Below are 26,959 nucleotides of genomic sequence, written 5' to 3'. Positions count from 1 at the left end.
GATATGCATCAAGCACCAAGGAAAGGGCGTAGGCTTGAGCTGTACGGCTGTGGCGCCGAGACCCGGGGCTGCATTTTGCTGTGAGAATCACAAAATGAGAGGACGTCGCTTTGGCGGAGCGCACGGAGACCACCACAGAGGCTGGTCCCGCAGGAGATTTCGGTGCAAATGCTTGGCTAGTTGACGACATGTGGAAGAAATTCCAGGTCGACAAGAACTCGGTTGACCAGTCTTGGTGGCCGGTGCTCGAGCGCTATGGTGCGGCGCAGGCCGCAGGTCAGACTGGTGGCAGCGCTGCCGCGCCTGTTTCGGCGACAAGCCCCATTACGATTCCCGCACAGCCAGCGCGCACCACCAACGCCGCTCCCCGAGTGGCCCCGATCCCGGCTGATGCGCCGCGCGCGAAGGACACCGTTCGCTCGGCTATGTCTGCGAAGGCACCCGCTGATGTTGAGCCGCAGGACGAGATCACGCCGTTGCGCGGCATGGCGCGCTCGCTCTCCAAGAACATGGAGCTGAGCATCCAGGTTCCCACGGCGACCAGCGTGCGCACGGTTCCGGCCAAGCTGTTGATCGACAACCGGATCGTCATCAATAACCACCTGCGTCGCAGCCGCGGCGGCAAGGTGTCGTTCACACACCTCATCGGGTGGGCACTCATTCAGTCGCTCAAGGAGTTCCCGAGCCAGAACGTTGCCTACGCAGAGGTTGACGGGAAGCCGTCGGTCGTCGCCCCCGCACACGTGGGATTGGGCATCGCTATCGATCTGCCCAAGCCAGACGGCAGCCGCGCGTTGATGGTGCCCGCTATCAAGCGCGCCGAAACGCTCGACTTCAACGAGTTTCTTGCTGCGTACGAAGACCTTGTGAAGCGGGCGCGTGGCGGCAAGCTCACCGCCGAGGACTTCTCGGGGGCCACCGCGTCACTCACCAACCCTGGCGGAATCGGCACCGAGCACTCGGTGCCCCGCCTCATGCAGGGCCAGGGATGCATCATCGGCGCGGGTGCACTCGAGTACCCGGCCGAGTTCCAGGGCGCTTCTCCCGAGATCCTCACCGATCTGGGCATCTCAAAGACCATTACGCTCACGAGCACGTATGACCACCGCGTCATTCAGGGTGCAGGGTCGGGCGAATTCTTGAAGCTCGTGCACCAGCGCCTCATCGGCGGGCACAACTTCTACGAAGACATCTTCGCCGCGCTGCGTATTCCTTACAAGCCTGTGCAGTGGGCGTCTGACATTCACGTCGATGTGTCGGGCGCGGTCGACAAGTCGGCTCGCGTGCAGGAGCTCATCAACTCGTTCCGCGTGCGCGGGCATCTCATGGCTGACACCGATCCACTCGAGTATGTGCAGCGTTCGCACCCCGACCTCGAGATCGAATCGCACGGGCTCACCTTCTGGGATCTTGATCGCGAGTTCGTCACCGGCGGCATTGGCGGCAAGCGCACGATGCTGCTGCGTGACATTCTCGGGGTGCTGCGTGACTCGTACTGCCGCAAGATCGGCATCGAGTACATGCACATTCAGGATCCGGCACAGCGGCTGTGGCTGCGCGCCCAGCTCGAGGTGCCGTATGCGAAGCCCAGCCGCGACGATCAGATGCGTATCCTCGGCAAGCTCAACGAGGCCGAGGCATTCGAGACGTTCCTGCAGACGAAGTACGTCGGTCAGAAGCGTTTCAGCCTCGAGGGCGGCGAATCGGTTATCCCGCTGCTCGACGCCATGTTGATCGATGCCGCAGAAGACGGCGTCGACAGTGTTGACGTCGGCATGGCGCACCGAGGTCGCCTCAACGTTCTTTCGAACATTGCGGGCAAGACCTACGGGCAGATCTTCCGCGAGTTCGAGGGTGCCCAGACCGCAAACAAGGGCGGCTCGGGCGACGTCAAGTACCACCTCGGTACCTCGGGTGTGTTCACCGCCCCCAACGGCACCCAGGTTCCCATTCACCTCGCGGCAAACCCGTCGCACCTGGAGACCGTCAACGGCGTACTCGAGGGCATCGTGCGCGCCAAGCAAGATCTGAAGCCCATTGGCTCGTTTACCACCCTGCCGATCCTGATTCACGGCGATGCCGCGATGGCCGGCCAGGGCGTCGTGTACGAGACGATGCAGATGTCGCAGCTGCGCGGCTACCGCACGGGCGGCACGATTCACATCATCATCAACAACCAGGTGGGCTTCACCACGTTGCCCTCCGACTCACGTTCGGCGATTTACTCCTCCGATGTGGGCAAGGTTGTTCAGTCCCCCATCTTCCATGTGAACGGTGACGACCCGGAGTCGGTCGTGCGCGTGGCAAAGCTGGCATACGAGTTCCGCCAGCGGTTCCACGTCGACGTGATCGTTGACCTCATTTGTTACCGCCGCCGCGGCCACAATGAGGGCGATGACCCGTCGATGACGCAGCCGCTCATGACCGATCTGATTGAGGCAAAGCGTTCAACCCGACGCCTCTACACGAGCGCCCTCGTCGGCCGCGGTGATCTCACCGAAGAGGAATACGAGAAGTCGAAGCAGGACTTCCAGGATCGTCTGGAACTGGCGTTCCAGGAGACGCACGCTGCCCAGACCGGTTCGATTCCGATCATCGACACAAGCGGCATTGCCCCGGTCGCCACCGTTGGTGGGCCCGGGCCGGCTCCCCTCGAAACCGCTGTGGATCAGAGCGTTGTCGAGCGGATCGGCGATGCACACGCCAACAAGCCCGAGGGCTTCACTGTGCACCGCAAGCTGCAGCAGCTGCTCGACAAGCGCGTGCAGATGAGCCGCGAGGGTGGCATTGACTGGGGTTTCGGTGAGCTGCTCGCCCTCGGATCGCTGCTCATGGAGGGCACCGCCGTTCGCTTTGCTGGCCAGGACGCCCGCCGCGGCACCTTTGCTCAGCGACACGCGGTGTTCCACGATCGCGCGAATGGACAGGAGTGGATCCCACTCCTCAACCTCGCAGAGGAGCAGGCTCGATTCTGGATCTATGACTCGTTCCTGTCTGAGTATGCGGCCCTCGCCTACGAGTACGGCTACTCCCTGCAGCGCGAGGATGCGCTCGTGCTGTGGGAGGCCCAGTTTGGCGACTTTGCCAACACCGCTCAGGCCGTCATCGACGAGTACGTGGCAGCTGCGGAACAGAAGTGGGGCCAGCAGTCCTCCGTGGTGATGCTGCTGCCGCACGGCTACGAGGGTCAGGGCCCCGATCACTCGTCGGCGCGTATTGAGCGGTACCTGCAGCTCTGTGCCGAGGACAACATGATCGTGGCACAGCCGTCGACCCCCGCGAGCTACTTCCACCTGCTGCGTCGTCAGGCGTATGCCCGGCCGCGCAAGCCCCTCGTGGTGTTCACGCCGAAGTCGATGCTGCGTTTGCGCGGCGCCTCTTCGAGCGTCGAGGACTTCACCAACGGCACCTTCCAGCCCGTCATCGACGACCCCAACATCGCAGATGCCGCGGCGGTGGAGCGCGTGCTCCTCGTGTCGGGCAAGGTCTACTACGACCTGCGCAACGCGCTCGACAAGAACCCCGATCCGCGAATCGCGCTGGTGCGCGTCGAGCAGTACTACCCGGTGCCGGCCCCGCAGCTCGGGCGCGTGCTCGCGCAGTATGCAGAGGCCAGCCTCGTGTGGGTCCAGGAGGAGCCCGAGAACCAGGGCGCGTGGCCGTTCATCTCGCTCGAGCTCTCGAAGCACCTCGCAAACGACCGCATCTCGCTCGTGTCCCGTTCGGCCTCGGCTGCTCCGTCGACGGGCTCCGCGAAGGTGCACGCTGCCGAGCAGGAAGCGATCATCGCCAAGGCTCTGAAGTTCGACGAGTAGTTCAGGTCATTTCGTAGTGCAACAGCCACCTCTTGGCAGCCCGGTCGCGGGCGAGGGCGATTCCGCTGGCCCACAGGTCAGCGGAATCGCCCGTCGCATCGTCTCAGCCATCTCCCTGGGCATGCTGACCGTAGGCGAGCGGCTCCCCACCGAGGCCGAACTCGCTAGCCAATTCGGAGTCGCCGTCGCGACCCTGCGGAAGGCACTCGCCACGCTGCGCGATCAGGGCGTGGTCGAGACCCGACGCGGCCGCAACGGCGGCACCTTCATCGTGGCGTCCCCCTACCCGTCACCAGAGCTGTTGCAGTCGTCACTGAAGTTCACGAGCCTCGTGGCACTGCGAGACTTCTTTGACGAGCAGGCCGCCGTGTCTGGGATGGCAGCCAAGCTGGCGGCCGAACGCATCGCGCCGCACTCACGCACGCGCCTCGCCGAGTTCGCGTTTCAGGCCCGGGAGGCCCGCAGCGCTCGTGACCGATCGATGGCAGATAGCCGATTTCACTTTGAGGTGGCGGTGCTCAGCCAGTCCCCCCGGCTCCTCGCCTCCGAACGCAGGCTGCAGTCTGAGCTGTCGCCGTTTCTGTGGTGCGAGGAAATCTGCCGTGCTTCGGTGCAGACGTCATTCACCGACCACCTCGCGCTTGTCATGGCGGTTGAACAGCGCCAGCCAGAAGAGGCGCAGCGACTCGCCGTCGCACACGTGCACAGCAACATGCGCCTCATTATCGAGGGCAAACTCGCCCTCACCGGCAGCGACGTGATCCAGCTGTCTCCCTCCGAAGAGAAACAGGCCCCATGACCGAGAACACCGCCGTGCAGCGGGTGCGGGAGCAGCTCGAGGCCTGGTTCCATGAACGACTCGCGCGCGTGGAAGCCCTCGCCGGCGAGCTCCTTGGTGGGCTTCGCCTTGATGACGCGGGCTACCTAGATCTGAGCGAGTCGGTCAGGCGCCGACTCAAGACGGTTGCCGGCAGGTTCTTGATCGCCAACGAGTTCATTGACGGGTGCGGTCTCATCGTTGCCCACTCCGCCCTCGGCACGGAGAACGGCCACCTCGAGTGGTGGGTACGGGAAGACGACGCCCGGTTTGCACGGTACTCATTTGGTGTGGTTCCCGGGGCAGATCGCTACTACGACTACGAACAGCACGAGTGGTTCGTGCGCTCGTTTACCGACGGCGAATCAGCGCTCGTTGGCCCCTACATCGACTACCTCGGCGTCGAGTCGTACGTGCTCACACTCACGGTTCCCGCAGTGGTCAGCGGTAAACGCGTGGGTGCCGTAGGCAACGATATTCAGGTGCAGGATCTCGAACGGGCGCTGCTGCCGCTGCTCGTAGAGCAAGAGCAGCCGTTCGCGCTCCTCAGCCAGAGCAGCAACGTGCTGTTGAGTAATAGCGCCGGGTTCTTGCCCGGTGACCTCGTCACGGGGCAAGAACCCGGTTATGTGCGGCTCCAGCTTGAACCCAAAGCGATGGGTTTGCAGCTGCTTTATGCTGACGCGGGAATGGCCTGATCCGAGAGGGTCTGTGCCCCGAGCACGACGCTCGCAAACCGATCAGTGACCGCACCCCAGAGCGAGATCAGCTTCGGTTCTGCGGCTCGCAGATCGCTCACGAGCTCGTTCTCTTCAATACCGAGCAGCGCGAGATTCTCTCGATCCTCTTCCGCCCAGTCGATGACCGTTCGGGTGAGCGCCTCGGGGTGAAACTGCACTCCCCAAGCTCGCGTCCCCAGACGAAACGCCTGGTTGCGGCACGCGTCGCTCGACGCGAGCACCGTCGAATCAGCAGGCAGTGAATCGGCCTCGAGCCAGTGCCACTGCACAGCCGACACGGTCACACCGGCGAGCCCACCGAACACTGGATCCGGTGCAGCGTCACTCGCGAACTCGACGTCGCAGAGCCCGACCTCGGGGCCCGCCGGCATATCGCGCACGTGCCCGCCTGCAGCCGTGGCGAGCAGCTGCGCGCCCAAGCAGATTCCCAGCATCGGCACCTCGCGCTCGATCCCCTCAGCAAGCAGCTGGCGGGTGGCGGGCAGCCACGGCGCGGTGTCGTCCTCAGTCGGGCCCATCGTGCCGCCGAGCACCACCAGCGCGTCGTACCCTGCGAGCGAGTCGGGCACGGGACGCCCGGCGTCGGGGCCGACCAAAACGAGTTCGAGATCGTGCGATCGGAGACGATCGCCGACCAGCCCAAGCCCGGCATTGTCCTGGTGTTCTACCACCAGCACCCGCGGTGTCGTCATGCCTGCTTCTCCTTTGAATGTCGCGCCCGATCCACCAGCCAGCCAAAAATCGCTTGCTGCTGCGCATCGGTTTCAGACGTGTCTTCTGGGTGCCACTGCACCGCAATCAGGTCGGCACTGTCGTGCTCGATGGCTTCAACGATACCGTCGGATGCGCGGCCCACAACATGCAGGCCCGCACCAATCTTGTCGACCGCCTGGTGGTGGTATGACGAGACCGGCAGGTCGGTTGCGCCGACCGCGGCCGCGAGCGCAGAGCCGGCGTCGAGGGTCACAGCGTGCACCGAGTCACGGTGTGGGCTGTCGGCGGGCAGATCCTGCACCATCGTGCCCCCGTGCTCGACGTTCAACAGTTGGAACCCGCGGCAGATGGCGAGCACGGGAATGCCCAGTTTGATGGCGGCCGCGAGCATGTCGGCCTCAAACTGATCCTGTACTTCGAAGTCGGCGGTCACCGTTGTCGCATCGCGATCCTGGCCATAGCGTGCGGGATCGATGTCGTAGCCGCCGGGGACCACGAGGCCATCTAGGCCGCGCAGCCGGTCCTCGGCAGACGAGACCCCTTCAGCAAACAGCGTGAACGGCTCGCCGCCCGCGCGCACGACGGATCGGAGCACAGCCGCGGCCACGACACTGCCCTCAAACCGGAGCCCGTGGATCTGGTTCGAGAGCATGCCCGTCACCCCGACCCGCGGGGCGGCAGCCGTGTGCACGGCTGCCGCCTGCGCGGGGGCCACTACGCGGCCTCTGCGGCAAACGGGAACGGGAGGAGCGGCATCCACTTCGCCCAGACGGCTTCGAGCGAGCCATCTGACACGACCTCAGTGAGCGTCTCGTTGATGCGCTCGCGCAGCTCGATGTTCCCCGGCGCGACTCCGATGCCCCAACGGTTGTTCGTGTTCACCGTAAAGGCGAGCGCGAAGTCAGGGTCTTCTTCGGCGAGCGGAATCATCACGACATCGTCATCGACGAAACCGTCGATATCACCCGATCGGGTGGCCTCGATCATGTCCCCGAACACGTCATCGCTTGCGCCAAAGCTCACGAGCTCGACCCCCGGGAACGTCTCAGCGAGCTTCATGTTGGTCGAGTTCTCAATCGCCCCGATGCGGTAGCCCTTGAGGTCCTCGGCCGTGCGGGCGGGGTCGCCCGCACGCACGACCACAGACTCGTTAAACACGGCGTAGGGCGAGGTGAAGTCAACGAGAGCGGCGCGCTCTGCGGTCATCCCCTGCCCGCACCACACGGCATCGGCGTCGCCGCGGCGCACCGCGGGAATCATGTCCTCCCACGGCAGCATGACCCACTCGATGTCGGCGCCGAGGCGCTGCAGCACGAGTGCCGCGGCCTCGGGCTCATAGCCTGTGCGGGTCTTGCCGTCAGGGCTCTTGTCGAACAGCGGCGCCGCATCGGAGTCGATGCAGGCCAGCCGAATCGTCTGGGTCGCGGTAGCGACGGGTGCTTGTGTTTCGTTTGTGTGGCTCACGGAATTGCCTCCCAGTACTGATCGAACTCCCACTGTGTGATCTGGCCGCAGTAGCGTGCCCATTCGTCGCGCTTCAGCTGCAAGTAGATGCGGGTGAGCTCCTCGGGGATCGCGCCCATCAGGTACTCATCGGCTTCGAGCGCCTCGATCGCGCTCCCGAGCGTGTTCGGCACGACCACGTCGCGAATCAGCGCGCTCGGCTGGCCCGGGTCACCGGGCTCCAGCTGGGCCTCGATGCCGTGCTCGATCGCGGCGAGCAAGAACAGGTGCGACAGGTAGGGGTTCACGCTTGCGTCGGGCAGGCGGTACTCCATGCGACCGTTTGCCGAGATCCGGATCGCCACACCGCGAGTATCCAGGCCCCAGTCGGCTCCCGAGGGTGCGAACTGGCCAGCGTCCCAGAATCGCTTGTAGGAGTTCACGGTCGAGGCCATGACGACCATCGAGCCCGGGGTGTGCAGCAGCATGCCCGCGATCGCGTGGCGCGCGGTGTCGGTGACGTGCAGCTCGACGCGGCCGTCCTCGACCACGTTGACATCGCCGCCCTCGGTCGTCTTCCACAGGCTCAGATTATGGTGGCAGCCGTTACCCATCTTGCCGTTGTACGGCTTCGCCATGAAACTGGCCTCGAGGCCGAGCTCACGCGCCACCTGCTTGCAGATCTGGCGGTAGGTGGTCAGGCGCTCTGCGCTAAGTTCGGCGCGGTCGTACTCCCAGTTGAGCTCGATCTGGCCGGCATCCTCGTAGTCACCCTGGATCATGTCGAAGCCGAGCGCCTGGGCGTAGGAGTAGAGCTTCTTGTAGACGGGGCGCATCTTTTCCAGGTTTTCGACCTGGTACGCGGGGCTCTGGTCCTGCTTGGAAATCGCTTCGATGCCCGGTCCGGTCCAGGTCATCTCGGGCTCGAGGCCCGAACGCAGCTCGAGACCGGTGCGCTCCGTGAAGCCCTTGTGGGCGGCTTTGAACAGCGAGCGAGTGTCGAGCGGAATCATGCGGCCGCCCTCCTCACCCAGGTGGGGCGGATCGTAGGCGGTGCAGAAGACGCGGCCGACCTCAGTGTCCCAGGGCAGCACCTGGAAGGTCTCGGGATCGGGCAGACCCCAGAACTCATGGGCGTCGACGCCGCCGCCGATGAGCTCGCCCTCGCGGCTGGTCTGCAGGTCGGTGAGGGCCGTACGGTGAAACGCGATGCCCTTGCGCAGCATGCGCTCGAAGTGCTCGGCGGGCACAACCTTGGCGACCGTGCGAGCACCCAGCGTCGGCAGCATGAAGTAGATGTACTTCACACCATTGGTGCGAATCTTTTCGGCGAAGGCCTCGATGACCTCGGGGCGCAGGTTCGCCTCCTGGTGCCGGGCAAACGCGGTGGTGTCGGCGAGAATCTCGCGCAGGGCAGCGCCAAAGCGGCCCCCGGTTGAGAGGTCTGAGGTAAGCAGGCCGGCCAGCTCGGTCTCTAACCGATCAACGGCAATTGTGTTCGACACAGTGGTCCTTTCGTCATTGGAAGGTGATGTTTGGGTAAATCGTGGTCTGTGGATGAGCTTTGGTGCCCGGTGGCCCCGGCGCGAACCGAGGGCCACCGGTCCCGGATTATGAGCGCAGCTCGAAGGTAATAGGAAGCCGGATCGGGCCGTGGTTGCCCGAGTCGGGCAACCACTCGTCGCCACCCGGGCAGGAGATGTTGGTGAAACTCTCCGCCAGCATCGGCAGGGCTACGCTCATGTCGGCGCGCGCGATGTAGTGGCCGAGGCAGTGGTGTACGCCGCCGCCAAAGGTGTGGTGCTGCTTACGCGCTTCCGACTGAATGTTGATCTCGGGGTCGGGGTAAGCCTCGGGGTCGGTGCCGCTCGACATGGTGAAGAGGTGCACGGTGGTGCCCTTTTCGATGAACAGGCCCTTGAAATCGAAGTCCTCGTTCGCCTCACGCGTCACCCATCGGGTAGTCGGGTTGACTCGCAGACCCTCCTCGAGTGCCGGCTTCGTGTAGGTTGCAGGGTCAGCTGCGAGCAGCTCCCACTGTGCGGGATTGCGCATGAAGGTCTGCAGCAACAGCCCCAGCTGATTACGCGTCGTGTCCATGCCGCCGAACAACATCAGCACGAGCGCATTGCGCAGCTCGGCGTCGCTCAGCTTGTCGCCCGACTCCGAGAACTGCACCAGGCGCGACACAACGTCTTCGCCCGGCTGCTCGCGACGCTCCGCGATGAGGCGTTCCACGAAGTCGTACAGTTCCTGAACGGCCACGTCGACCTCTTCAATGTCGTCTTTGATGGAGACGCTCAGTGCGAGCCCGACAGTGTTGGCGCGAGAGGCGATGAACTCCCAGTGCTCGTGGGGCAGGCCCATCATGGCGCAGAGCGCCCGGGTGGCGAAGGGCTCGGCAAAGTCAGCGACGAATTCGACCTGCTCGCCAGCATTGTGCTTGCGCTTCATCTCATCGATGAGTTCGCGTGAAATCGCTTCGAACTCGGGGACGAGGCGACGTGCGACCGTGGGAGAGAACGCGGGGTTAAGCAGCCGGCGAATACGGTGGTGCTCCTCCCCCTCAAGCACGAGCAGGTTCTTCGCCCACCACTCGTGAAAGATGCCGGAGTGCACGCCGTGATGGTCAGGCCATTTTGCGCTGCCCTGATTCAGGCTTGGGTGCTTCAGCAGCTCCGTGACCTCCTGGTACCGCAGCACACCGTACCCGTAGTTGGTCTTCGCGTACCAGCTGCGGTCCCGGGCCTCGCGCACGGCTTCCGAGTTCATGGCGAACTCGGGGGCCGAGATATCGAGGTAGGGCGCAGTCTCTTGAAACGTCTGTCCGGTCATTCGTACTCCCTTGTCGAACTCGTGTCCGCTCTGTCGTTGAGCGGCCGGTTAGCAAATAAACTATCCATGAATGTTTTGTTTCGCAAGTGGAATCAACAAATTGATGATTTTCATAGATTCATTAGGGATTAAATCATTCACAAATGAAATCTTTACGGTTACACTGGAGCCAACCTCCATCCCGGCGCGACGAAGCGCCTCAAGGATCCTCACGCAAAGGAGCTGTGATTGATGCCAACTCCCCCAACCCTGCACGTCGCGATTATCGGCAGCGGCCCTGCCGGCTGCTACCTTGCACAATCCCTGCTGCGAGCTCTTCCCGGGGCTACGTTGACGCTGTTCGACCGGCTCGTATCGCCGTTTGGCCTGATCCGGTACGGCATCGCCGCCGATCACCAGCACACGAAAGCGATTACCCGCCAGTTTGAACGTCTGTTCCAATCGGGCGCCGTGCGATTCGCTGGCGACATCGAGGTGGGCCGTGACGTTTCCCTCGAGGAGCTTCGCGCGCAGTTCGATGCGGTCGTGCTCGCCACGGGGCTCAGCGCGGATCGCAGCCTGGGGGTACCCGGGTCAGAGCTCACGGGCGTGGTCGGTTCAGGTGAGGTGACCCGCATTCTGAATGCCCACCCTGATGAACCCGCCCAGCTGCCCGAGCTCGGTTCAGACATCGTGATCGTGGGTGCCGGCAACGTCGCGCTCGACCTGCTGCGCTTCCTCGTCAAGTCCGCAGACGACTTCACTGACAGCGACGTCGCTGAAATCGCACTGCATGAATACGCTTCTGCCCCGGCCTCACGCATCACGCTAGTGAGTCGCTCGAGTGCCGCGAGTTCCAAGGGTGACCCGCAAATGATCAAGGAACTCGCCGCGCTCGAACGCGCGAGCTATGCAACACCCGATCCGGTATCCCCCGACCCCACCACCGGGCTGGATCGCACCGCGACCAGCCGGGTCGTCGCGATCGGTGAGCTTGTGTCGCCGCTTCGCCCCCAGCACCCCGGCCCCCGCGTGACACTGCGGTTTGGGCTCACGCCGCAGCGCGTGCTGGGCTCTGACCGGGTCGAGGCAGTCGAATTTTCCGACGAGCGAGGCACCGTCACTGTGCCGGCAACGGCCGTCCTCACCGCCATTGGCTTTGACGAGTCGGTAACCGAGGGCGTTACGGGCACGGCGTTCTCCCCGAGCAGCGATACCGGCCGCGTGGCCCCTGGGCTGTACCGCACCGGCTGGGCCAAGCGGGGCCCTCGCGGTGCGATCCCCGAGAATCGTGCCTGCGCAAAATCAGTAGCCGAAGAGCTCGTTGCCGACCTCGACAGCGGCGCAATCGATCCGACCTCGACCAAGCTCGGGTTTGACGGCCTCTCACAGCAGCTGCGCGACCGCGCGATTAGCTATGCCGAGTGGCTCGTGCTCGATGCCCACGAACGCGAGCAAGCCCCCGCGCACCGGGTGCGACGCAAGCTTCCCAACCACACACACATGGCCAATATTGCCCGCGGGCTGGCCGCAACCTATTCAGCATGACCACCCCCGAGAGGAACTCAGCCATGAAGTTTACCGTCCTATACGGCACCGAATCAGGCAACTCAGAGCTCATCGCCGAAGACCTCGGCGAGAAGCTGCGCGAGACGCACGATGACGTCGAGGTACACGACCTCCAAGCCTTCGACCCCGCAAGCCTCACCGCAGAGCGCTTCACCGTCGTCGTCTGCTCGACCCACGGCGAGGGCGACCTCCCCAATACCGCGATCCCGTTCGTTGAGGCATTCGACGAAGTACTGCCCGACCTCACCGGGCTGCGCTACGCCATGTTCGGCCTGGGCGACACCTTCTACGAGGACACCTACAGCCAGGGCAGCGAGCACATTGACCGCCGCTTCACTGCGCAGGGCGGGGAACGCGTCGGCGACTATGGCCGCCACGATGCCTCATCCTGGGACCTCGGCAGCGACGTCGCGATCGAGTGGATTGACGGCGTACTCGCGCAGCTCTCGGCCACGGTCTAGCCACCACGGGGCGTGACTTCGCTCACGAAACGATTCAGCCCCCGGGCGCACCGCGTGTGCACCCGGGGGCTGTGCTGTAGACACTAGACGCGGGCCGCGAGGCGCGCTTGCTCAACGAACGAGCCAAATAGCCGTGACCGATCCTCAAGATCTGCATCCACTTCCTCGGGATGCCACTGGACGCCGACGACCCAGCGAGCGTCTCGATGCTCGGTCCCCTCGACGATTCCGTCGTGGGCGCGAGCCGTCGCGCGCAACGCCGGGGCAACAGCGTCGACTGCCTGGTGGTGACCGTTGCGCACCGTGACGCTCGTGCGGCCGAGCGCGTGGGCGATCTTGGAGTCGGCCTCGAGCACGACCTCCTCGTCGACGAACAGGGGTGACCCGTTGCCACGGTGCATCGCCCATTCCGAGATGTCAGGGATCAGCGTGCCGCCGAACGCGACATTGAGTTGTTGCGAGCCGCGACAGATCGCGAGCGTGGGGAGGTCGCGCTCCACTGCATCCCGGATCAACCCGATGCAGAAATCGTCGGCACGGCGGTCCACCCCGTATTCATTGGCCGGGGGCGGGCCCTCGTAGCCGTAGCAGGCCCCATCGACGTCGCCGCCGCCCAGGATCATGATGGCGTCGGCGTCGGCGAACACGTCTTCAGCGGAAGAGAGCTGCGCGTCGGCGGCGTCCACGAGGCGGGGTCGACCACCGGCCGCACGCACCGCGTCAAATGCCGCACGCGTGAGTTCGTCTTGCAGGTCGCGGGCAGCCTCGTTCATACCGGGAAAGCTCAACGACACCACCATGGGAATCAGCGGTCCGTTGAGGTTCTCCTCCCCCGGGGTGAGAAACGGCGTGGGGTCGACGACGTAGTCAGTCATCAGGGTTCCTTTCGTGAGCTGCCGCGACTCCCAGTGGCTGGAGGCGGCCTGTGGTGAGCGTGAGTGTGCCCCCGCTTCGTCTGAAGCGGGGGCACACTCACGCGGGGCGTATTTAGACGAGCACCTTGATGGGGCCGCTGGCATCTGCCGCCGGCGTATCACCGCGCTGGTAGGCCTTCGACACGAGCATGTAGATCCATCCGATCGCCACCACGCCCACGGTGGTCATGATCAGCAGGTAGTCCTCGGCCCAGCCCCCACCGGTGGGGCGTGGCCACAGAATGTTGGCCACGGCCGCAATTCCCCAGACGAGCGCCACAATGTTGACGGGGTACGCCCAGGCGCCGAGGGTGAACTTACCGGCGGGCTTCCACCCGAGGATACGGGCACGCAGCGCCGCGAGGACGACCATCTGAAAGCCCATGTAGATACCGACGGTACCGAACCCGACCATTGCCGTGAGGGCGTTCTCCAGGAGAAGCGAGAGCACGACGACCGCTGCGGGGAAGAACGCTGCGACGAGGAGCGCGTTGTGGGGCACGTGGCGCTTTTCGTTGAATGAGGCGAGGAACTTCGAGGCCGGCAGGATTCCGTCGCGTCCCATCGAGTACACGAGGCGGCTTGCCGCGGCCTGCAGACTCGTAATGCATGAGAGGAAGGCGACGACGATGACGAACATGACGACGGGGAAGACCGGGCCAAAGGCGGTGTGCAGGATCTCACCGATCGGGTCGACCACTTCACCGCTCGCAACGGCCTGGAAGTCAGGAACCGCGAGTACGAGCGAGAAGGCGAGCAGGTTCGCCGCGAATCCGCCGATGTACATCGTCATGCGCATGGCCTTCGGCACGCGTGAGCTGGGGTTCTTGATCTCCTCGGCGACGTCGCCGTTGGCCTCAAAGCCGTAGTACGCGAACATGCCGATGAGAGCCGCCGCGGCGAAAGCGCCGAGATAACCGCCGGGGGCGTCGGTGCCGATGCCCTGGTTGTCGAACAGCACGGAGAAGTCGTGATGACGGTTGAAGATGAGCAGGTAGCCACCGATCACGACGGCACCGATCATTTCGGCGATTAGGCCGATGGTTGCTGCGAGACTCAGGATCTTGGTGCCCGAGAAGTTCAGCACCGTTGCAAGCACCAGCGTGCCGAGCGCAATCAAGACGGTGCCGGTGGCGTCGAGTTCCTCACCGAACACCGAAGCGATAAACGGTGCTGCGCCGTATGACACCGCCGCGATCGTGCCGATCAGGGCGACAACGTAGATCCAGCCGTTCATCCAGGCCCACTTGCGTCCCCAGAGACGTCGCGACCAGGGGTACACGCCGCCGGCTACCGGGTAGTTCGAGACGACCTCGCCGAAGATCAGCGCGACGAAGAACTGGCCGATGAGCGCGATCACGAGCGCCCACGCCATTGGCGGGCCCGCCTGCCCGAGCGAGATCGCGAACATCGAGTACACACCCGCGATTGGAGATAGGTAGGTAAACCCGAGCGAGACGTTGCCCCAGAAGGTCATATCGCGCTTAAACGTCGTTTCGTAGGTGTATCCGAGAGACGCGAGGTGGGCCGCGTCTTCGTCGTGATGCACGACGGTATCTTGCTGTGTCATGGTCGCTGGTACTCCCTTGTACGTCACCAAATAACTCCGCCACCCCTCGGTGACGACTTCATACAATCTAGGTGTAGATGATTAATTACGCAAGCAAATACTGGCCTGATCGATCAAGATCGCCAGAATCTCGCATATTTCATCCATTCATGAATGAATAACGAAGACTCGAGTTCTCGCCCATTCGGGGTAGACTGAAAAAGATTTCAATTTCTTCGCGCACGTCTCGTGTGCGAACCGATCTATCGAGGAGCAACATGACGACGTGGCGCATGCCCATCGAGGGACACGAGCAGGAGCGTCTGTGGCTGGCTTGGCCCACCACCGGCTACACGCTTGGTGACACGGAAGCAGAGGCCCTCGAGGCCCGCACCACCTGGGCCGCCGTGGCTAACGCCGCGAGCGAGCACCAGCCCGTCACCGTCGTCGTGAGCCCCGGCGACGAGGCAATCGCGGCAAAGTTCCTCTCGGCACAGATCGACACCATCGTCGCGCCCCTCAACGATGCCTGGATGCGCGATATCGGCCCCAGCTTCGTCATCGGTGATGACGGACGCCTCGGCGCCGTGAACTACGTATTCAACGGCTGGGGCGGCCAGGACTGGGCCCAGTGGGATCACGACCAGCACATCGGTCGCATCGTGGCCGAGGCCGCCGGCGCGGAACTCATCAACTCCGAGATGGTCAACGAGGGCGGCGGCATACAGGTCGACGGCACCGGTCGCGTCGTACTCACCGAGACCGTGCAGCTCGATCCGGGCCGCAACCCGGGTTGGACGAAGGAGCAGGTCGAGGCCGAGCTCACCCGCACCATCGGCACCACGAGTGCCCTGTGGCTCCCCCGCGGGCTCACGCGCGACCACGACACCTTTGGCACGCGCGGTCACTCCGATATTCTTGCGGCGTTCACGACGCCCGACGTGCTCCTGATGCACAGCCAGAACTCGCAGTCCCACCCCGACCACGTCATCGCGACGACCAACCGCGCCGTGGCCGAGGAATACCGCACCGCCAACTCGGCCGGCTTCGAGATCCTCGACCTGCCCGCACCCGAGACGCTGCGCGACGAAGAAGGCTTCGTCGATTACAGCTACATCAACCACGTCGTGATCAACGGCGCCGTGCTCGCGTGCTCGTACGACGACCCGGCCGACGATAAGGCGCTCAGCATCCTGCGCGACGTCTACCCCGGCCGCGAGGTCATCGGCATCGATGCGCGCCCGCTGTTCGCACGCGGCGGCGGCATCCACTGCATCACGCAGCAGCAGCCGAAGGTCGCGCAGTAACGCAGAAGCCTTCACGAGAGAAGTTCACCCACGCGCAACCGCGCTCGCGTAGACTCATCTCGAATCAATGACGCCTGGGCGTCCGGAATGTTCCGGGCACCCAGGCGTTGTAGTTGAAGCATCGTTTTTGGCGCCACCACTACCCCGCGTAGCGCCCTCCCGCAGCCCACACACCCAGATGAGGTAGCACCCGACTTGTCCACGCTCATGCGCATTCTGCGTTTCACTCGTTCGCTCACGCCTTACTACGTCGGCATCATGATCGCCGCTGCAGTCATCACCGGCGCGGGCATCGCGGTGCCGTTCATCACGGGCGCCGCCACTGACGTGGTCGTGGGCGCGGTCGGTGCGGTCGCCAACGGCGAGGCAGTGCCCGAGGGTGCGATCCGGTCGGTCGTGTTGCTCGCGCTCGCGTTGCTCGCCGCGAGCCTGGTTGAGACCTTTGTGAGCAACATCGGTGGCTACTGGGGCGATGTGATGAGCGCCAAGATGCGCACAATTCTCTCGACCCGCTACTACGAGCAGCTCCTCGCGCTACCGCAGCGCTACTTCGACAACGAGCTCAGCGGCACCATCGTGGCGCGCCTCAATCGTTCGATCACCGAAGTCACCAACTTCATGAAGTCGTTCTCAAATATGTTCGTGACGATGCTCATGACCACGGTCGCCGTGCTCGCGATTAGCGCCTGGCACTACTGGCCGCTCGCGGTGCTGCTCGCGATTGCTTACCCCACCTATCTCTGGCTGACCGCGCTCACGAGCCGCAAGTGGCAGCGCCTCGAGAATCAGAAGAACGAGCATGTCGATCTCGCCTCGGGCCGCTTCGCCGAGGTCGTGGGCCAGATGCGCGTCGTGAAGTCGTTTGCGCGCGAGGACAGCGAACTCGACGAGTTCGGCAACCACTTCGACCGGACCATTGCGCTGACGGGAGCGCAATCGCGCCACTGGCACATGATGGACGGCATTCGTCGCGCCGTGCTCAACGTCATCTTCTTCGGGCTGTACCTCATCATCTTCATTCGCACTGTGATGGGCTTCTTCACCCCCGGCGAGATGGTGATGCTGATCCAGCTCATGGCGATGGCCAAGCAGCCCGTGCAGAACCTCAGCTGGGTCGTCGACTCCGCGCAGCGCGCGTCGGCTGGCTCCCGCTCATACTTCGAGGTCATGGATCTCGATCCCGCGGCCACCGGCGGCACCGGATCGCTGCCCCGCGATCCGGATCATGCCCCCGAGGCCACTCGGGCACCCGGCACCCAGCCAGCAGCCGGGCGCCCCGCGGTCTCGTTTGACGGGGTGACATTCGGGTACGAGGACCACGCCCCCGTGCTGAACGACATCACCTTTGACGCGCACCCGGGTGAGCGCATCGCCTTCGTGGGCGAATCGGGCGGTGGCAAGTCGACCATCGTGAGCTTGCTGCTGGGGTTCTACGCATCGCGCGACGGCAGCATCGAGGTGCGCGGTGCGGGCCCTGATATGTCGTCGCTGCGCCGCAACATCGGCGTCGTGTTTCAGGACCCCTCACTGTTCTCTGGCACGATCGCTGAGAACATCGCCTACGGTCGCCCCGAGGCGACCCAGGCGGAGATCGAGGCGGTTGCACAGCGGGCTGCGGTCGCGGAGTTCGTGGCGAAGCTGCCCCAGGGCTACGACACCATGATTGGTGAGCGCGGAATGAAGCTCTCGGGCGGACAAAAGCAGCGCATCGCCGTGGCTCGGGCCATGCTCAAGGATGCGCCGATCCTGGTGCTCGACGAGGCCACGAGCGCGCTCGACACGAAGTCCGAGCGGCTGGTACAGCAGGGTCTTGACGACCTCATGCGCGACCGCACGAGCTTCATCATCGCGCACCGGCTATCGACGATTGCTGAGGTGGACCGCATCGTGACGCTCAAGGATGGCCGCATTGACGAGATCGGCTCCCCCGACGAGCTCGCGGCATCGGGCGGCATCTACGCCGAGCTGCTGTCGCTGCAGAACTCGGCGTCGAAGGCCGACCGCAAGCGCCTCAAGCAGTTCGACGTCGTCGGCTAACCCTCTTGAGCCTCGCGGGCTTATCGGTGTAGCGGTGTACCGGACTAACGTCCGATGAGCCGGTGCGCCGCGAGCATGATGTGGCAGTCGAGCCCGTGCTGCCCGTAGGCCCAGCCGTCGCCGAGCAGCTTGGAGATCCGGTCGAGTCGCTGGCGCACCGTATTTTCGTGCACGCGTAGATCGATCGCGGTCTGCGGCACCGAGTGCCCCGCATCGAGAAACGCGCCGGCCGTCTCCGTCAGCGCGGAGCCGTGATCGCGGTCGTACTCAAGCACGGGCCCGATCACCTCGACGATACCCAGACGCGTGGGCTCGAGCGTCACCTTCGTGAGGAACGCTCCGATCGCGCCGTAGGTCTTCAGCGAGACGAGCGTGTCGGTGTAGCCGGAGCGTCTGGCCGCGTCGAGCACCCGCTCCACGAGCGCGAACTCGTCGGGCACCACCTCGAACATGTGCAGGGCGGGCGAGTGCGCCACCAGCATCGCGCCCCAGCGGCGAGCCCCGCGCTCCTCAAGCTCGTCACGAATCCGCTCAAAGGCCGCCTCCGGCACCACCGCGATGATCTGCTCGCCGAGCTTCGCGTGCAGCAGCGACGGCCCGAAATCCACCTCGAGTCGGTGCCCGAAATCCCGCAGCGACGACTCCGAGCCGTCGACCACCAGGATCCGGAACGGCTTACCCGTCTCAATTCCGAGCTCCCGCAGCTGCGTGATGACCGCGAACCCCAGGCCGCTGGGCGCTGGGGCGAGCACCTGCTCGATGAGTTCGCGCCGTCGTCTGGCAATGTCGCCGCGCTCACGATCCTGCGCGCTCAGAAACACGCCCAGCACCCGGGCGCATCGGCGCAGCACGAGGTCGTCGCTGGCCGATAGCTCCCCCTCGAGCATCACGGCCCCGACGAGGTCAACGCCGCGCGTCGCGGCCATGATCGCGTGCACGGAGCCGTCCTCGCGCGTGTGCAGCTGGGCGGTGCCCGTGCGGGCGGAGAGCGCAAACAGCGGCCGTTCGGCGTCACCCACCTCGGCCGCGGCCGCGCGCATGTCGAACCGAACCGTGAGGTCGACGAGCTGCACCGGGCGGCCGAGGGCCCGCTGCATGCCGTCTCGCAGCGACCCGAGCCCGCCGCCGCCCGCGATCGCGTCCATCAGGGCCTCATCGGCGCTCGTGACCCGACGCTCGGTCGCCAGTTCGCCCTGCGTGTGCTGTTGCCCCGTACGCAACGCGACGACCTCGGCGTCGAAAGCGGCCACCTGGTTCGTGTTGTCGATCGCGACCGCGGCGAGGTTTGCCAGCGTCTGCGCGATGTACACCTGCTCGGCCGAGAACCTTCGCGCAAACCGGTTGGCGGCGAGCAGCGCGCCGATGACCTGCCCCCCAGAGCGAATTGGAGCGCCCAGAATCGCCTTCACTCCTTCGGCCGCCACGATCCGGTCGACGTGTTCGTCGTGCGCGAGCGTGTCATCGTCCGCGTAGTCCGAGGTCTGCACGGGCCCGCCTGCCTGCGCCACCCGCCCGAGCACCCCGCTGCCGAGCGGCATCCTGAGGGTACGGTATTCCTCCGTCCACACCCCCGAAGTCTCCGTGATGTGCGTGTACCCCGAGCCGTCGGTGCCGTTCAGGCTGATGTAGGCCATGTCGACATCGAGCAGGGTGCGCGCACGCGTGACGAGCTGTTGCAACGCGGCGGCGCTGTCGCGAATCGACGTGATCGCAATCGCAAACTCAGAGATGGAGCTCGTTAGGCGCTGCTGCCTGCGCGCCCACTCCACGAGCTCCTCATGGTCTCCGGTCGGCACAATCAGATTCTGCATGTGGGTAATTCTATGTTGAGTTTGTAAATGTAGAGAACTCTCCACATAGTTGCTCGCGAGCGGCAGGCATGCTCATAGTCAAGGCCATTCCCCGAGGCAGGGCCTCGATTCATCCCAACACCCACGATCCGCTTCCCCGCAACGGAGATGACATGAGCACCACCGCCACCCCCCGCACCATTCGCGGCGCGGTTCTGAACACGCTTGGCGCCCAGGCACCCTACGCTTCGAGCCGCCCCATCAGCGTTGACACCCTGACGCTCGGCGACCCGGGCGCACAGGAGCTGCTCGTGCGCATCGAGGCCGCCAGCATCTGCCATTCAGACCTCTCGGTCGTGAACGGCTCACGTCCCCGCCCGGTCCCCATGCTGCTCGGCCACGAGGCCGCGGGCATCGTGGAGCAGCTCGGCGAGGGCGTCACCGACCTCAAGCTCGGCCAGCGCGTTGTGCTCACCTTCCTTCCACGCTGCGGCGAGTGCGCGCAGTGCGGCACCGACGGCCGGCTCCCCTGCTCCGAGGGCAGCCGCACGAACGAGGCCGGCACGCTACTCGAGGGCAGCCGCCACCTCACCCGCGACGGCGAGAGCATTCACCACCACCTCGGCTGCTCGGGCTTCGCGGAGTACGCGGTCGTCGACCGCCGCTCGGTCGTGGCAGTGGGCGACGACGTGCCCGCCGACATCGCCGCCGTACTCGGCTGCGCGGTACTCACGGGCGGCGGAGCGGTGCTCAACGCGGCGAAGCTGCAGGCAAGCAACACGATTGCGGTTGTCGGCCTCGGCGGCGTGGGCATGGCCGCCCTGCTCACCGCTCTCGGCATCGGCCCGCGTGAGGTCTACGCGGTCGACGCCAACGAGGCCAAGCTTGAACTCGCACGCGAGTGGGGCGTCACCTCCGCGTTCACCCCGCAGCAGGCCGTCGAGCAGGGCATCACTGCAGACGTCGTGATCGAAGCGGTCGGGCACCCCCGCGCATTCGAGACCGCCTACCAGCTCATTGGTTTCGGCGGCACGCTCGTCACGGTCGGCCTCCCGGCCCCCGGTGCCATGAGCGAGATCGAGCCGCTCAAGCTCACCGCCCGCGCGCAGCAGGTCATCGGTTCCTACCTCGGCTCGGCCGTGCCCAGCCGCGACATCCCCAAGTTCGAGCAGCTGTGGCGCGAGGGCAAGCTTCCCCTCGAGCGCCTCATCAGCGGCACCATCGACCTCGACGACATCAACGAGGGCATGGATGCGCTCGCATCGGGCACCGTGCTGCGCCAGATCATCCGTATGCCGCAGGCTGCTGCGGATCCGGCACCCGAGACAGCACCCGCAGCGGTCCTTGCCGCGGCGAGCGCCTAACCTCCATCCTCATCGCTTTCCAATACATTCGCACCAAACCTAGAAGGACACTCTCATGACTACTCCCCAGCACTTCCGCGTCGCGGTTCTCGGCTCCGGCTTCGGCGGCCTCGGCATGGCTGCACAGCTCGTGCGCGCGGGCGAAGAGAACTTCGCTGTCTTCGAGAAGGCAGACGCTGTCGGCGGCGTGTGGCGCGACAACACCTACCCCGGTGCAGCGTGCGACACCCAGGCACACGTCTACAACTACACCTTCTTCCCGCACCTGCGCGTCTCGAAGATGTTCGCGGGCCAGGACGAGATGCTCGGTTACCAGCAGCAGCTGCGCGACGCCTTCGGCATCGAGAAGCACATGCACTACAACGCCGAGATCGTCGAGGCCCGCTGGGTCGAGGAAGAGGCGCACTGGCTGATCTCGCTGGCGAACGGCGAGCAGTACACCTCTGACTTCTTCATCCCCGCCTGGGGCCAGCTCAGCGAGGTCAAGATCCCCGCGTGGGAGGGTCGCGACAAGTTCAAGGGCGAGCAGTTCCACTCGGCTCACTGGCGTCACGACGTCGACCTCAAGGGCAAGAAGGTCATCTCGATCGGTTCGGCCGCTTCGGCCGTGCAGTACGTGCCCTTTGTCGCAGAGGAGGCGGGCAGCCTCGAGGTGTTCCAGCGCTCGGCAAACTACATCCTGCCCCGCGAGCAGATCGAATTCACTCAGGAGCAGCTCGACACCTTCGAGCAGCACCCCGAGACGTTCGAGGAGTCGCGTCGCGCGATCCACGAGCTGCGTGAGGCCGGCTTCGAGCGCACCCGCCTCAACACGGGCGGCCAGGCAGAGGGCGCCAAGGAGTCGATCGACTACCTGCACTCGGTCATCGAAGACGCGGACCTGCGCGAGAAGCTGACCCCCACCTACGAGTTCGGCTGCAAGCGCATCCTGCGCACCTCGGCCTACTACCCCACGTTCCTGCGCGACAACGTCTCGCTCGTGACCGAGGGTGTCTCGCACTTCACCGAGAACGGCATCGTGACCGCCGATGGCGTGGAGCACGAGGCAGATGTCATCATCTACGCCACCGGCTTCTACTCGCAGAACTTCCAGGGCAACCTGAACATCATCGGTCGCGACGGCGTCACGCTCGCCGAGCGCTGGGGCACCGAGGATGCCGAGGCATTCGTGGGCATGTCGGTCGACGGCTTCCCGAACATGTTCCTCATGTACGGCCCCAACACCAACCTGAATCACAACTCGGTCGTCACGATGCTCGAGATCCAGCAGTCCTACGTCAAGGACGTGCTCGCGAAGACCGCTGACCTCGAGAAGGTTTCAGTCGATGTGCGCCGCGAACGCCTCGACGCGTTCAACGAGGTGCTTCAGGCCGAGATGCGTGGTTCGGCCTTCTCGAGCGACTGCTCGAGCTGGTACAAGAACTCGAAGGGCAAGGTCATCAACAACTGGTCGGGCACCGTCGAGGAGTACCGCGACTGGGCTCGCGAGTTCAACGCTGACGACTACGTCGTCAAGTCGCTCTCGCTGGTAGAGGCCTAACCCCATGACTGCCCTTCCCCTCGAGGCCGTCGCGGCCGACCAGCGCGAGATGATCGCCGCGTTTCGTGCAGCTGGGTCGCGTTCCTTTCAAGATGCCGGATCAATGGCCGCATCGCGTGAGGGATACGAACGCTCCAGCGCCGCAAACGGCTTGCCGCGCGACGAGGTCGCCCTCGTTGAGGACGTCTCGATCGGGGAGGGCAGTGAGCGCTTCGGGGTGCGGGTCTACGACCCGCGCCCCGGGGGCGCTCGGGTAGCCACTGACGCCGTCATCCTGTTTGCGCACGGCGGTGGGTGGATCATCGGATCGCTCGAAACCCACGATCCTGTCTGCCGCAGGCTGGCAACCCTCACGGGGTTGCCCGTCGTCGCGGTCGGCTACCGGCTCGGCCCCGAGCACCAGTTCCCTGCCGCGCACGACGACTCGCGCAGCGCGGTCGAGTGGCTGCGTGACGAGGCCGCGGCCCGCGCGTGGGATGCGTCACGCATCGTCACCGTGGGCGATAGTGCGGGCGGCGGCATCGCCACGGCCCTCGCGTTCGAGCCCTCACTGCAGGTCGACGGCACTTCGGTGGTTGCCCAGGTACTGCTCTACCCCGTCGTTGACGTGTCGGCCGAATCGACCGGGTACGCGCGTCTCGAGGAGGGCTTTCCGCTCACCGCAGACACCATGCGCTGGTTTGCCCGCGAGTTTCTCGCCAACGCCGAGGACGGGCACGACCACCGCGTCTCCCCGTTGCTCGCCGCACGGGATCAAAATGCGGCCCCGCAGCCCCCCGCCTGGATCATCACGCTGGGGCTCGACCCGCTCGCTGAGGAGGGCCTCGAGTACGCCCGCCTGCTGGCCGAACGCGGCACACACGTCGAACTCACGCACCTCCCGGGCAATGCCCACGGCATCTTCACGTCGGCCGGCAAGATTCGCGCGGGCGAGACGCAGCTCGTGCGTGCCGCCGAGTTCATTACCCGCACGGTCTCGTAGTCTCCAGCCCTCACCAGACGCCGTTGAACGGGGCGGGTTTCGCATGATCGAAGCCCGCCCCGTTCTTTCGTGTGGGCTCCAGAAATTGTCTGCTGTCGGCAGACCAGCTTGAACTGACAGTATGGGATCATGACACAGATGTCTACACTCACCGCACCCCTCGAATCCATCGTCGCCGCAGCCTCGGCAGCAGCCCCCGCATTCGCCGCCACGACAGCGCAATCCCGGGCACAGGCCCTCGTAGCAGTCGCCAACGCGCTCGAAGGCGAGAAGCCCCGGCTCGTCGAGATTGCCATGCGTGAGACCGGTCTCACCGAAGCCCGGCTCACGGGTGAGGTCACCCGCACGGCCGTCCAGTTGCGCCTCATGGCCGACGCCATCGTCGACGGCGGCTACCTCGATGCGCGTATCGACCAGGCCGACGCTGACTTCGTACTGGGGGCTCGCCCCGACATTCGCCGCAGCCTCACGCCGCTCGGCCCCGTCATCAACTTTTCGGCCTCCAACTTTCCGTTCGCGTTCTCGGTCATGGGCGGCGACTCGGCCGCGATCCTGGCGGCGGGCTGCCCGCTCATCGTCAAGGCCCACTCGGGGCACCCCGAACTGTCGGACGCGACCGCCGAGGTCGCGACCCGGGCCCTCGCAGGCGCGGGGATGCCGGCCGGCATCTTCCATCTCATTCACGGACGCGACGCCGGCATCGCGGTGCTCCAGGACGCGCGGGTGAAGGCTGGATCATTCACCGGATCGATCCGGGTGGGCAGGCTGCTCGCCGACATCGCGGCCAGCCGTCCCGCTCCCATTCCATTCTTTGGCGAGCTCGGCAGCGTCAACCCAGTGTTCATCACGGCCGACGCAATCGCGGAGCGCGCGGGCGAAATTGCGGCCGGCTATCTGACCAGCGTGACCGGCTCAGCCGGTCAGCTCTGCACCAAGCCGGGCTTCGTGTTTGCCCCCGAGGGCTCCACGCTGCCTGCCGCCATCAAGTCTGTTGCAGGCCATCCCGGCGAGCACCGGCTCCTCGACCCGCGCATCGCGACCGGGTTTGCGACGCGGCGTGACGAGGTGCTCGGCTCCCCCGGCGTAACGCCCATCGTCGAGGGTGGCGTGCGGTTTGACGAGCAGGGCCATGGTTGGGCGACCCCGACGGTCGTTGCGGTGTCGCTCGAGAACTTCCGCGCGGGCCACGACGCGCTCGTCGAGGAGTCCTTCGGGCCGCTCTCGATCATCGTGGAGACTCCCGAGGGCACCGACCTCGCGTCGCTCATGCCCGAGTTCTACGAGGGCAACCTCACCGGCACCCTGCACCTGAGCGCCCAGGAGGCCACCGGCACGACCGCGAATGCGGCTGAGCTGCAGTCGTTGGTCACCGCAATGAGCCACCAGGTGGGGCGGGTGCTATTTAATGGCTGGCCGACCGGTGTTGCAGTGACCCCCGCCCAGCAGCACGGCGGCCCGTGGCCAGCCACCACCAACGATTCGAGCACGTCGGTGGGCACCGCGGCTATCACCCGCTTCCTGCGCCCCGTCGCATTCCAGAATGCGCCGCAGGCGTTTCTCCCCGATGCATTGCGCGACGACAACCCGCTGGGTGTGCCCCAGGAGATCGCCGCTGCTGGGCTCTCCCAGGAGTGGGGTGCACGCTGGGAGTAACCGGCCAATACGCGTCGCAGTGAGGAAATTGTCCGGTATACACGGGGCCCGCGCTGTTACGCTGGCGCCATGACTCCCTCACGTTTGCGCCTCCTTGCCGCCGCGGCCGCAGTCGCCGCGCTCGCTCTCACTGGGTGCTCGTCTGCCGCCCCATCCGCCGTCGGCAGTTGGGGCGACGCGGCCCAGACCAACCAGCCCTCGCTGGAGCTGTCAAAGGACGGCAAGGTCACCGGCACCGACGGCTGCAACCGACTCATGGGCGGTTACAGCGAGGAGGGTGGCACCGTGCAGTTCAAGCAGCTCGCATCAACCATGATGTTCTGCGAGGGCGTCGACACGTGGCTGAGCAAGGCCTCCACCGCCACGGTGTCGGGCGATACGCTCACCATTAACGACGAGGCGGGTGCCGAGATTGGCACGCTGAAGCGGGCGACGAGCTAACGCTCGCCGGATCACGCAGAACGCAGAAGGGCCCGGATCATATGATCCGGGCCCTTCTGCGTTGACGAGGTGAGGGGCTTAGCTCCAGAGCACCGCGAGCGCGACGTTGACGGCCGACAGGCCGGCGATCGCGCCAATGACGCCGCCCGAAACCTGGGGCTTCTTGCGGTTGATGAGCACGAGCGCGATGATCACGAGCAGCACGACGAGCTTAACGCCGATCTTCGCGTTGTTCGGCTGGCCGCCGAGCGCGTAGATCATGCCGACCAGCAGCAGACCGGTCGCGAACAGCAGCGAAGAGCCGTGCAGAATGCCAGCCGAGATCTTGGCCGTACCCTTCTTGATGTTGGGCAGCTGAGCGAGAGCTCCGCCAAAGACCACGCCAAAGCCGATGATGTGCAGGACTACAAGGATGCCCTTAACGATTTCCATAGACTCTATGGTAGCTTGCCGCGCTGCGCGTCAGCTGTCGCGAGACTCAACTGCGGAAGGAAAGCCGTGATACCGAGCAAGACCCCGGGCATCGTCAGCCGCAGTTCCGGCGCGATCACCGTCGCCATTCGTGTGGCACTGCTGCTCGCCTGGATGGTCGCCATCTTCGCGTTCTCGGCGCAGTCGGGCTCCGAGTCGGAGGTGTCGAGTGACGCACTGGCCGACTTCGTGCGGGGCCTCGGGCTCCCGCTTCCCGTTGAGGCACTCACGTTTGTCATCAGAAAGGGAGCGCACGCCTTTGCCTACTTTGGGCTCGCGGTTCTGGCGTTCCGAGTTGCGATACTGACCCGGCTTTCGCTTCGGGGCGCCGCGGTCTGCGCGCTGGTCTTCGTGCTCGTGTACGCCGCTTCCGACGAACTACACCAGCTCATCGTGCCCGGCCGCTCGGGCGAGATCCGCGACGTGCTGATCGACACGGCGGCGGGGGCGGTCGGCATTCTTGTGACCGCGCTCGTGTACCGATATGCCGCCCCTCGGCGGTCGGCGTAGCGGGCGGCACGGCCCGGCACCACCCCAC

22 protein-coding genes are annotated in these 26,959 nt (G+C 65.1%); 13 read left to right on the top strand and 9 right to left on the bottom strand.

All coding sequences use genetic code 11. From position 1 onward, the window contains the following. The first annotated feature begins 110 nt into the window (after window positions 1–110). The 3 genes from C795_RS0109305 to C795_RS0109295 are packed head-to-tail and all read left to right on the top strand — an operon-like array spanning window position 111 to window position 5,330. Entirely contained in the window at window positions 111–3,815 is a 3,705-nt protein-coding gene (locus C795_RS0109305) for a multifunctional oxoglutarate decarboxylase/oxoglutarate dehydrogenase thiamine pyrophosphate-binding subunit/dihydrolipoyllysine-residue succinyltransferase subunit (protein ID WP_017793484.1), read from the top strand. A gap of 16 nt (window positions 3,816–3,831) precedes the next feature. Next, window positions 3,832–4,614 (top strand): FadR/GntR family transcriptional regulator, encoded by a 783-nt coding sequence (locus tag C795_RS0109300; protein ID WP_017793483.1) that lies wholly within the window; start codon window positions 3,832–3,834, stop codon window positions 4,612–4,614. After that, entirely contained in the window at window positions 4,611–5,330 is a 720-nt protein-coding gene (locus C795_RS0109295; protein WP_017793482.1) for a cache domain-containing protein, read from the top strand. The genes C795_RS0109300 and C795_RS0109295 overlap by 4 nt, the downstream gene beginning before the upstream one ends. On the opposite strand, the gene C795_RS0109290 is transcribed toward C795_RS0109295, so the two are convergent. The 5 genes from C795_RS0109290 to C795_RS0109270 all read right to left on the bottom strand — a co-directional run bounded on the left by C795_RS0109290 (window position 5,306) and on the right by C795_RS0109270 (window position 10,364). Further along, on the bottom strand, window positions 5,306–6,064 hold the full coding sequence (locus C795_RS0109290; protein ID WP_017793481.1) for a type 1 glutamine amidotransferase: 759 nt from the start codon (window positions 6,062–6,064) through the stop codon (window positions 5,306–5,308). The genes C795_RS0109295 and C795_RS0109290 overlap by 25 nt on opposite strands. Next, window positions 6,061–6,801 (bottom strand): gamma-glutamyl-gamma-aminobutyrate hydrolase family protein, encoded by a 741-nt coding sequence (locus C795_RS0109285; RefSeq protein WP_017793480.1) that lies wholly within the window; start codon window positions 6,799–6,801, stop codon window positions 6,061–6,063. Before C795_RS0109285 ends, C795_RS0109290 begins: the two co-directional genes overlap by 4 nt. Further along, window positions 6,801–7,550, bottom strand: a complete 750-nt coding sequence (locus C795_RS0109280) for a substrate-binding periplasmic protein (RefSeq protein ID WP_017793479.1) — start codon at window positions 7,548–7,550, stop codon at window positions 6,801–6,803. The genes C795_RS0109285 and C795_RS0109280 overlap by 1 nt, the downstream gene beginning before the upstream one ends. Continuing rightward, window positions 7,547–9,034 carry a glutamine synthetase family protein gene (locus tag C795_RS0109275; RefSeq protein WP_017793478.1) on the bottom strand — a complete coding sequence of 496 codons (1,488 nt, stop codon included), beginning with the start codon at window positions 9,032–9,034 and terminating at the stop codon, window positions 7,547–7,549. The genes C795_RS0109280 and C795_RS0109275 overlap by 4 nt, the downstream gene beginning before the upstream one ends. Window positions 9,035–9,140: 106 nt before the next feature. Further along, window positions 9,141–10,364 carry a cytochrome P450 gene (locus C795_RS0109270; protein ID WP_017793477.1) on the bottom strand — a complete coding sequence of 408 codons (1,224 nt, stop codon included), beginning with the start codon at window positions 10,362–10,364 and terminating at the stop codon, window positions 9,141–9,143. 231 nt (window positions 10,365–10,595) lie between these two features. On the opposite strand from C795_RS0109270, the gene C795_RS0109265 reads away from it, so the two are divergent. Further along, window positions 10,596–11,891: an FAD-dependent oxidoreductase gene (locus C795_RS0109265; protein ID WP_017793476.1), complete on the top strand. Its 1,296-nt coding sequence runs from the start codon at window positions 10,596–10,598 to the stop codon at window positions 11,889–11,891. 23 nt (window positions 11,892–11,914) lie between these two features. After that, window positions 11,915–12,373 carry a flavodoxin domain-containing protein gene (locus C795_RS0109260; RefSeq protein WP_017793475.1) on the top strand — a complete coding sequence of 153 codons (459 nt, stop codon included), beginning with the start codon at window positions 11,915–11,917 and terminating at the stop codon, window positions 12,371–12,373. An 83-nt stretch (window positions 12,374–12,456) separates the two neighbouring features. Here the strand turns inward: C795_RS0109260 and C795_RS0109255 are convergent, their stop codons facing one another. Together C795_RS0109255 and C795_RS0109250 are read right to left on the bottom strand one after the other, a co-directional pair. Then, on the bottom strand, window positions 12,457–13,248 hold the full coding sequence (locus C795_RS0109255; RefSeq protein ID WP_017793474.1) for a gamma-glutamyl-gamma-aminobutyrate hydrolase family protein: 792 nt from the start codon (window positions 13,246–13,248) through the stop codon (window positions 12,457–12,459). A gap of 112 nt (window positions 13,249–13,360) precedes the next feature. Then, entirely contained in the window at window positions 13,361–14,857 is a 1,497-nt protein-coding gene (locus C795_RS0109250; protein WP_017793473.1) for an APC family permease, read from the bottom strand. Between the two features lie 257 nt (window positions 14,858–15,114). Between C795_RS0109250 and C795_RS0109245 the strand changes: the two genes are divergently transcribed. Beyond that, a complete protein-coding gene (locus C795_RS0109245; protein WP_017793472.1) occupies window positions 15,115–16,143 on the top strand; it encodes an agmatine deiminase family protein in 1,029 nt (342 codons plus the stop codon). 195 nt (window positions 16,144–16,338) lie between these two features. Next, the gene (locus C795_RS0109240; protein WP_026139570.1) at window positions 16,339–18,180 is read left to right on the top strand and encodes an ABC transporter ATP-binding protein; all 1,842 of its coding nucleotides are present in this window, start codon (window positions 16,339–16,341) and stop codon (window positions 18,178–18,180) included. 44 nt (window positions 18,181–18,224) lie between these two features. Here the strand turns inward: C795_RS0109240 and C795_RS0109235 are convergent, their stop codons facing one another. Next, window positions 18,225–19,991, bottom strand: a complete 1,767-nt coding sequence (locus C795_RS0109235; RefSeq protein ID WP_017793470.1) for a helix-turn-helix domain-containing protein — start codon at window positions 19,989–19,991, stop codon at window positions 18,225–18,227. A 152-nt stretch (window positions 19,992–20,143) separates the two neighbouring features. Here C795_RS0109235 and C795_RS0109230 point away from each other — a divergent pair, with 152 nt between their 5' ends. The 5 genes from C795_RS0109230 to C795_RS0109210 all read left to right on the top strand — a co-directional run bounded on the left by C795_RS0109230 (window position 20,144) and on the right by C795_RS0109210 (window position 25,950). Next, complete coding sequence (locus C795_RS0109230; protein WP_017793469.1) at window positions 20,144–21,334, top strand: alcohol dehydrogenase catalytic domain-containing protein; 1,191 nt, start codon at window positions 20,144–20,146, stop codon at window positions 21,332–21,334. Between the two features lie 55 nt (window positions 21,335–21,389). Further along, entirely contained in the window at window positions 21,390–22,874 is a 1,485-nt protein-coding gene (locus tag C795_RS0109225; protein WP_017793468.1) for a flavin-containing monooxygenase, read from the top strand. 4 nt (window positions 22,875–22,878) lie between these two features. Further along, on the top strand, window positions 22,879–23,856 hold the full coding sequence (locus C795_RS0109220; protein ID WP_017793467.1) for an alpha/beta hydrolase: 978 nt from the start codon (window positions 22,879–22,881) through the stop codon (window positions 23,854–23,856). Window positions 23,857–23,985: 129 nt separating this feature from the next. Next, window positions 23,986–25,509, top strand: coding sequence for an aldehyde dehydrogenase (NADP(+)) (locus C795_RS0109215; RefSeq protein WP_017793466.1), 1,524 nt, complete (start codon window positions 23,986–23,988; stop codon window positions 25,507–25,509). 69 nt (window positions 25,510–25,578) lie between these two features. Next, entirely contained in the window at window positions 25,579–25,950 is a 372-nt protein-coding gene (locus tag C795_RS0109210; RefSeq protein ID WP_033349501.1) for an META domain-containing protein, read from the top strand. 78 nt (window positions 25,951–26,028) lie between these two features. Here C795_RS0109210 and C795_RS0109205 read toward each other — a convergent pair whose 3' ends face one another. After that, a complete protein-coding gene (locus tag C795_RS0109205; RefSeq protein ID WP_017793464.1) occupies window positions 26,029–26,382 on the bottom strand; it encodes a hypothetical protein in 354 nt (117 codons plus the stop codon). 66 nt (window positions 26,383–26,448) lie between these two features. Between C795_RS0109205 and C795_RS15705 the strand changes: the two genes are divergently transcribed. Then, window positions 26,449–26,931 carry a VanZ family protein gene (locus C795_RS15705; protein WP_017793463.1) on the top strand — a complete coding sequence of 161 codons (483 nt, stop codon included), beginning with the start codon at window positions 26,449–26,451 and terminating at the stop codon, window positions 26,929–26,931. Window positions 26,932–26,959 lie beyond the last annotated feature (28 nt).

This window comes from Leucobacter salsicius M1-8, assembly GCF_000350525.1.
GTDB lineage: Bacteria > Actinomycetota > Actinomycetes > Actinomycetales > Microbacteriaceae > Leucobacter > Leucobacter salsicius.
The sequence above is the reverse complement of the archived record's forward strand: the minus strand, read 5'-3'. Positions and strand labels throughout refer to the sequence as shown.

Bases quoted from the DNA above. Each gene is read 5' to 3' on its own strand.
- C795_RS0109210 (WP_033349501.1), top strand. From the start codon at position 25,579: ATGACTCCCTCACGTTTGCGCCTCCTTGCCGCCGCGGCCGCAGTCGCC.
- C795_RS0109295 (WP_017793482.1), top strand. From the start codon at position 4,611: ATGACCGAGAACACCGCCGTGCAGCGGGTGCGGGAGCAGCTCGAGGCC.
- C795_RS0109230 (WP_017793469.1), top strand. From the start codon at position 20,144: ATGAGCACCACCGCCACCCCCCGCACCATTCGCGGCGCGGTTCTGAAC.
- C795_RS0109250 (WP_017793473.1), bottom strand. From the start codon at position 14,857: ATGACACAGCAAGATACCGTCGTGCATCACGACGAAGACGCGGCCCAC.
- C795_RS0109225 (WP_017793468.1), top strand. From the start codon at position 21,390: ATGACTACTCCCCAGCACTTCCGCGTCGCGGTTCTCGGCTCCGGCTTC.
- C795_RS0109215 (WP_017793466.1), top strand. From the start codon at position 23,986: ATGACACAGATGTCTACACTCACCGCACCCCTCGAATCCATCGTCGCC.
- C795_RS0109290 (WP_017793481.1), bottom strand. From the start codon at position 6,064: ATGACGACACCGCGGGTGCTGGTGGTAGAACACCAGGACAATGCCGGG.
- C795_RS0109205 (WP_017793464.1), bottom strand. From the start codon at position 26,382: ATGGAAATCGTTAAGGGCATCCTTGTAGTCCTGCACATCATCGGCTTT.
- C795_RS0109260 (WP_017793475.1), top strand. From the start codon at position 11,915: ATGAAGTTTACCGTCCTATACGGCACCGAATCAGGCAACTCAGAGCTC.
- C795_RS0109245 (WP_017793472.1), top strand. From the start codon at position 15,115: ATGACGACGTGGCGCATGCCCATCGAGGGACACGAGCAGGAGCGTCTG.
- C795_RS0109235 (WP_017793470.1), bottom strand. From the start codon at position 19,991: ATGCAGAATCTGATTGTGCCGACCGGAGACCATGAGGAGCTCGTGGAG.
- C795_RS0109265 (WP_017793476.1), top strand. From the start codon at position 10,596: ATGCCAACTCCCCCAACCCTGCACGTCGCGATTATCGGCAGCGGCCCT.
- C795_RS0109270 (WP_017793477.1), bottom strand. From the start codon at position 10,364: ATGACCGGACAGACGTTTCAAGAGACTGCGCCCTACCTCGATATCTCG.
- C795_RS0109220 (WP_017793467.1), top strand. From the start codon at position 22,879: ATGACTGCCCTTCCCCTCGAGGCCGTCGCGGCCGACCAGCGCGAGATG.
- C795_RS0109255 (WP_017793474.1), bottom strand. From the start codon at position 13,248: ATGACTGACTACGTCGTCGACCCCACGCCGTTTCTCACCCCGGGGGAG.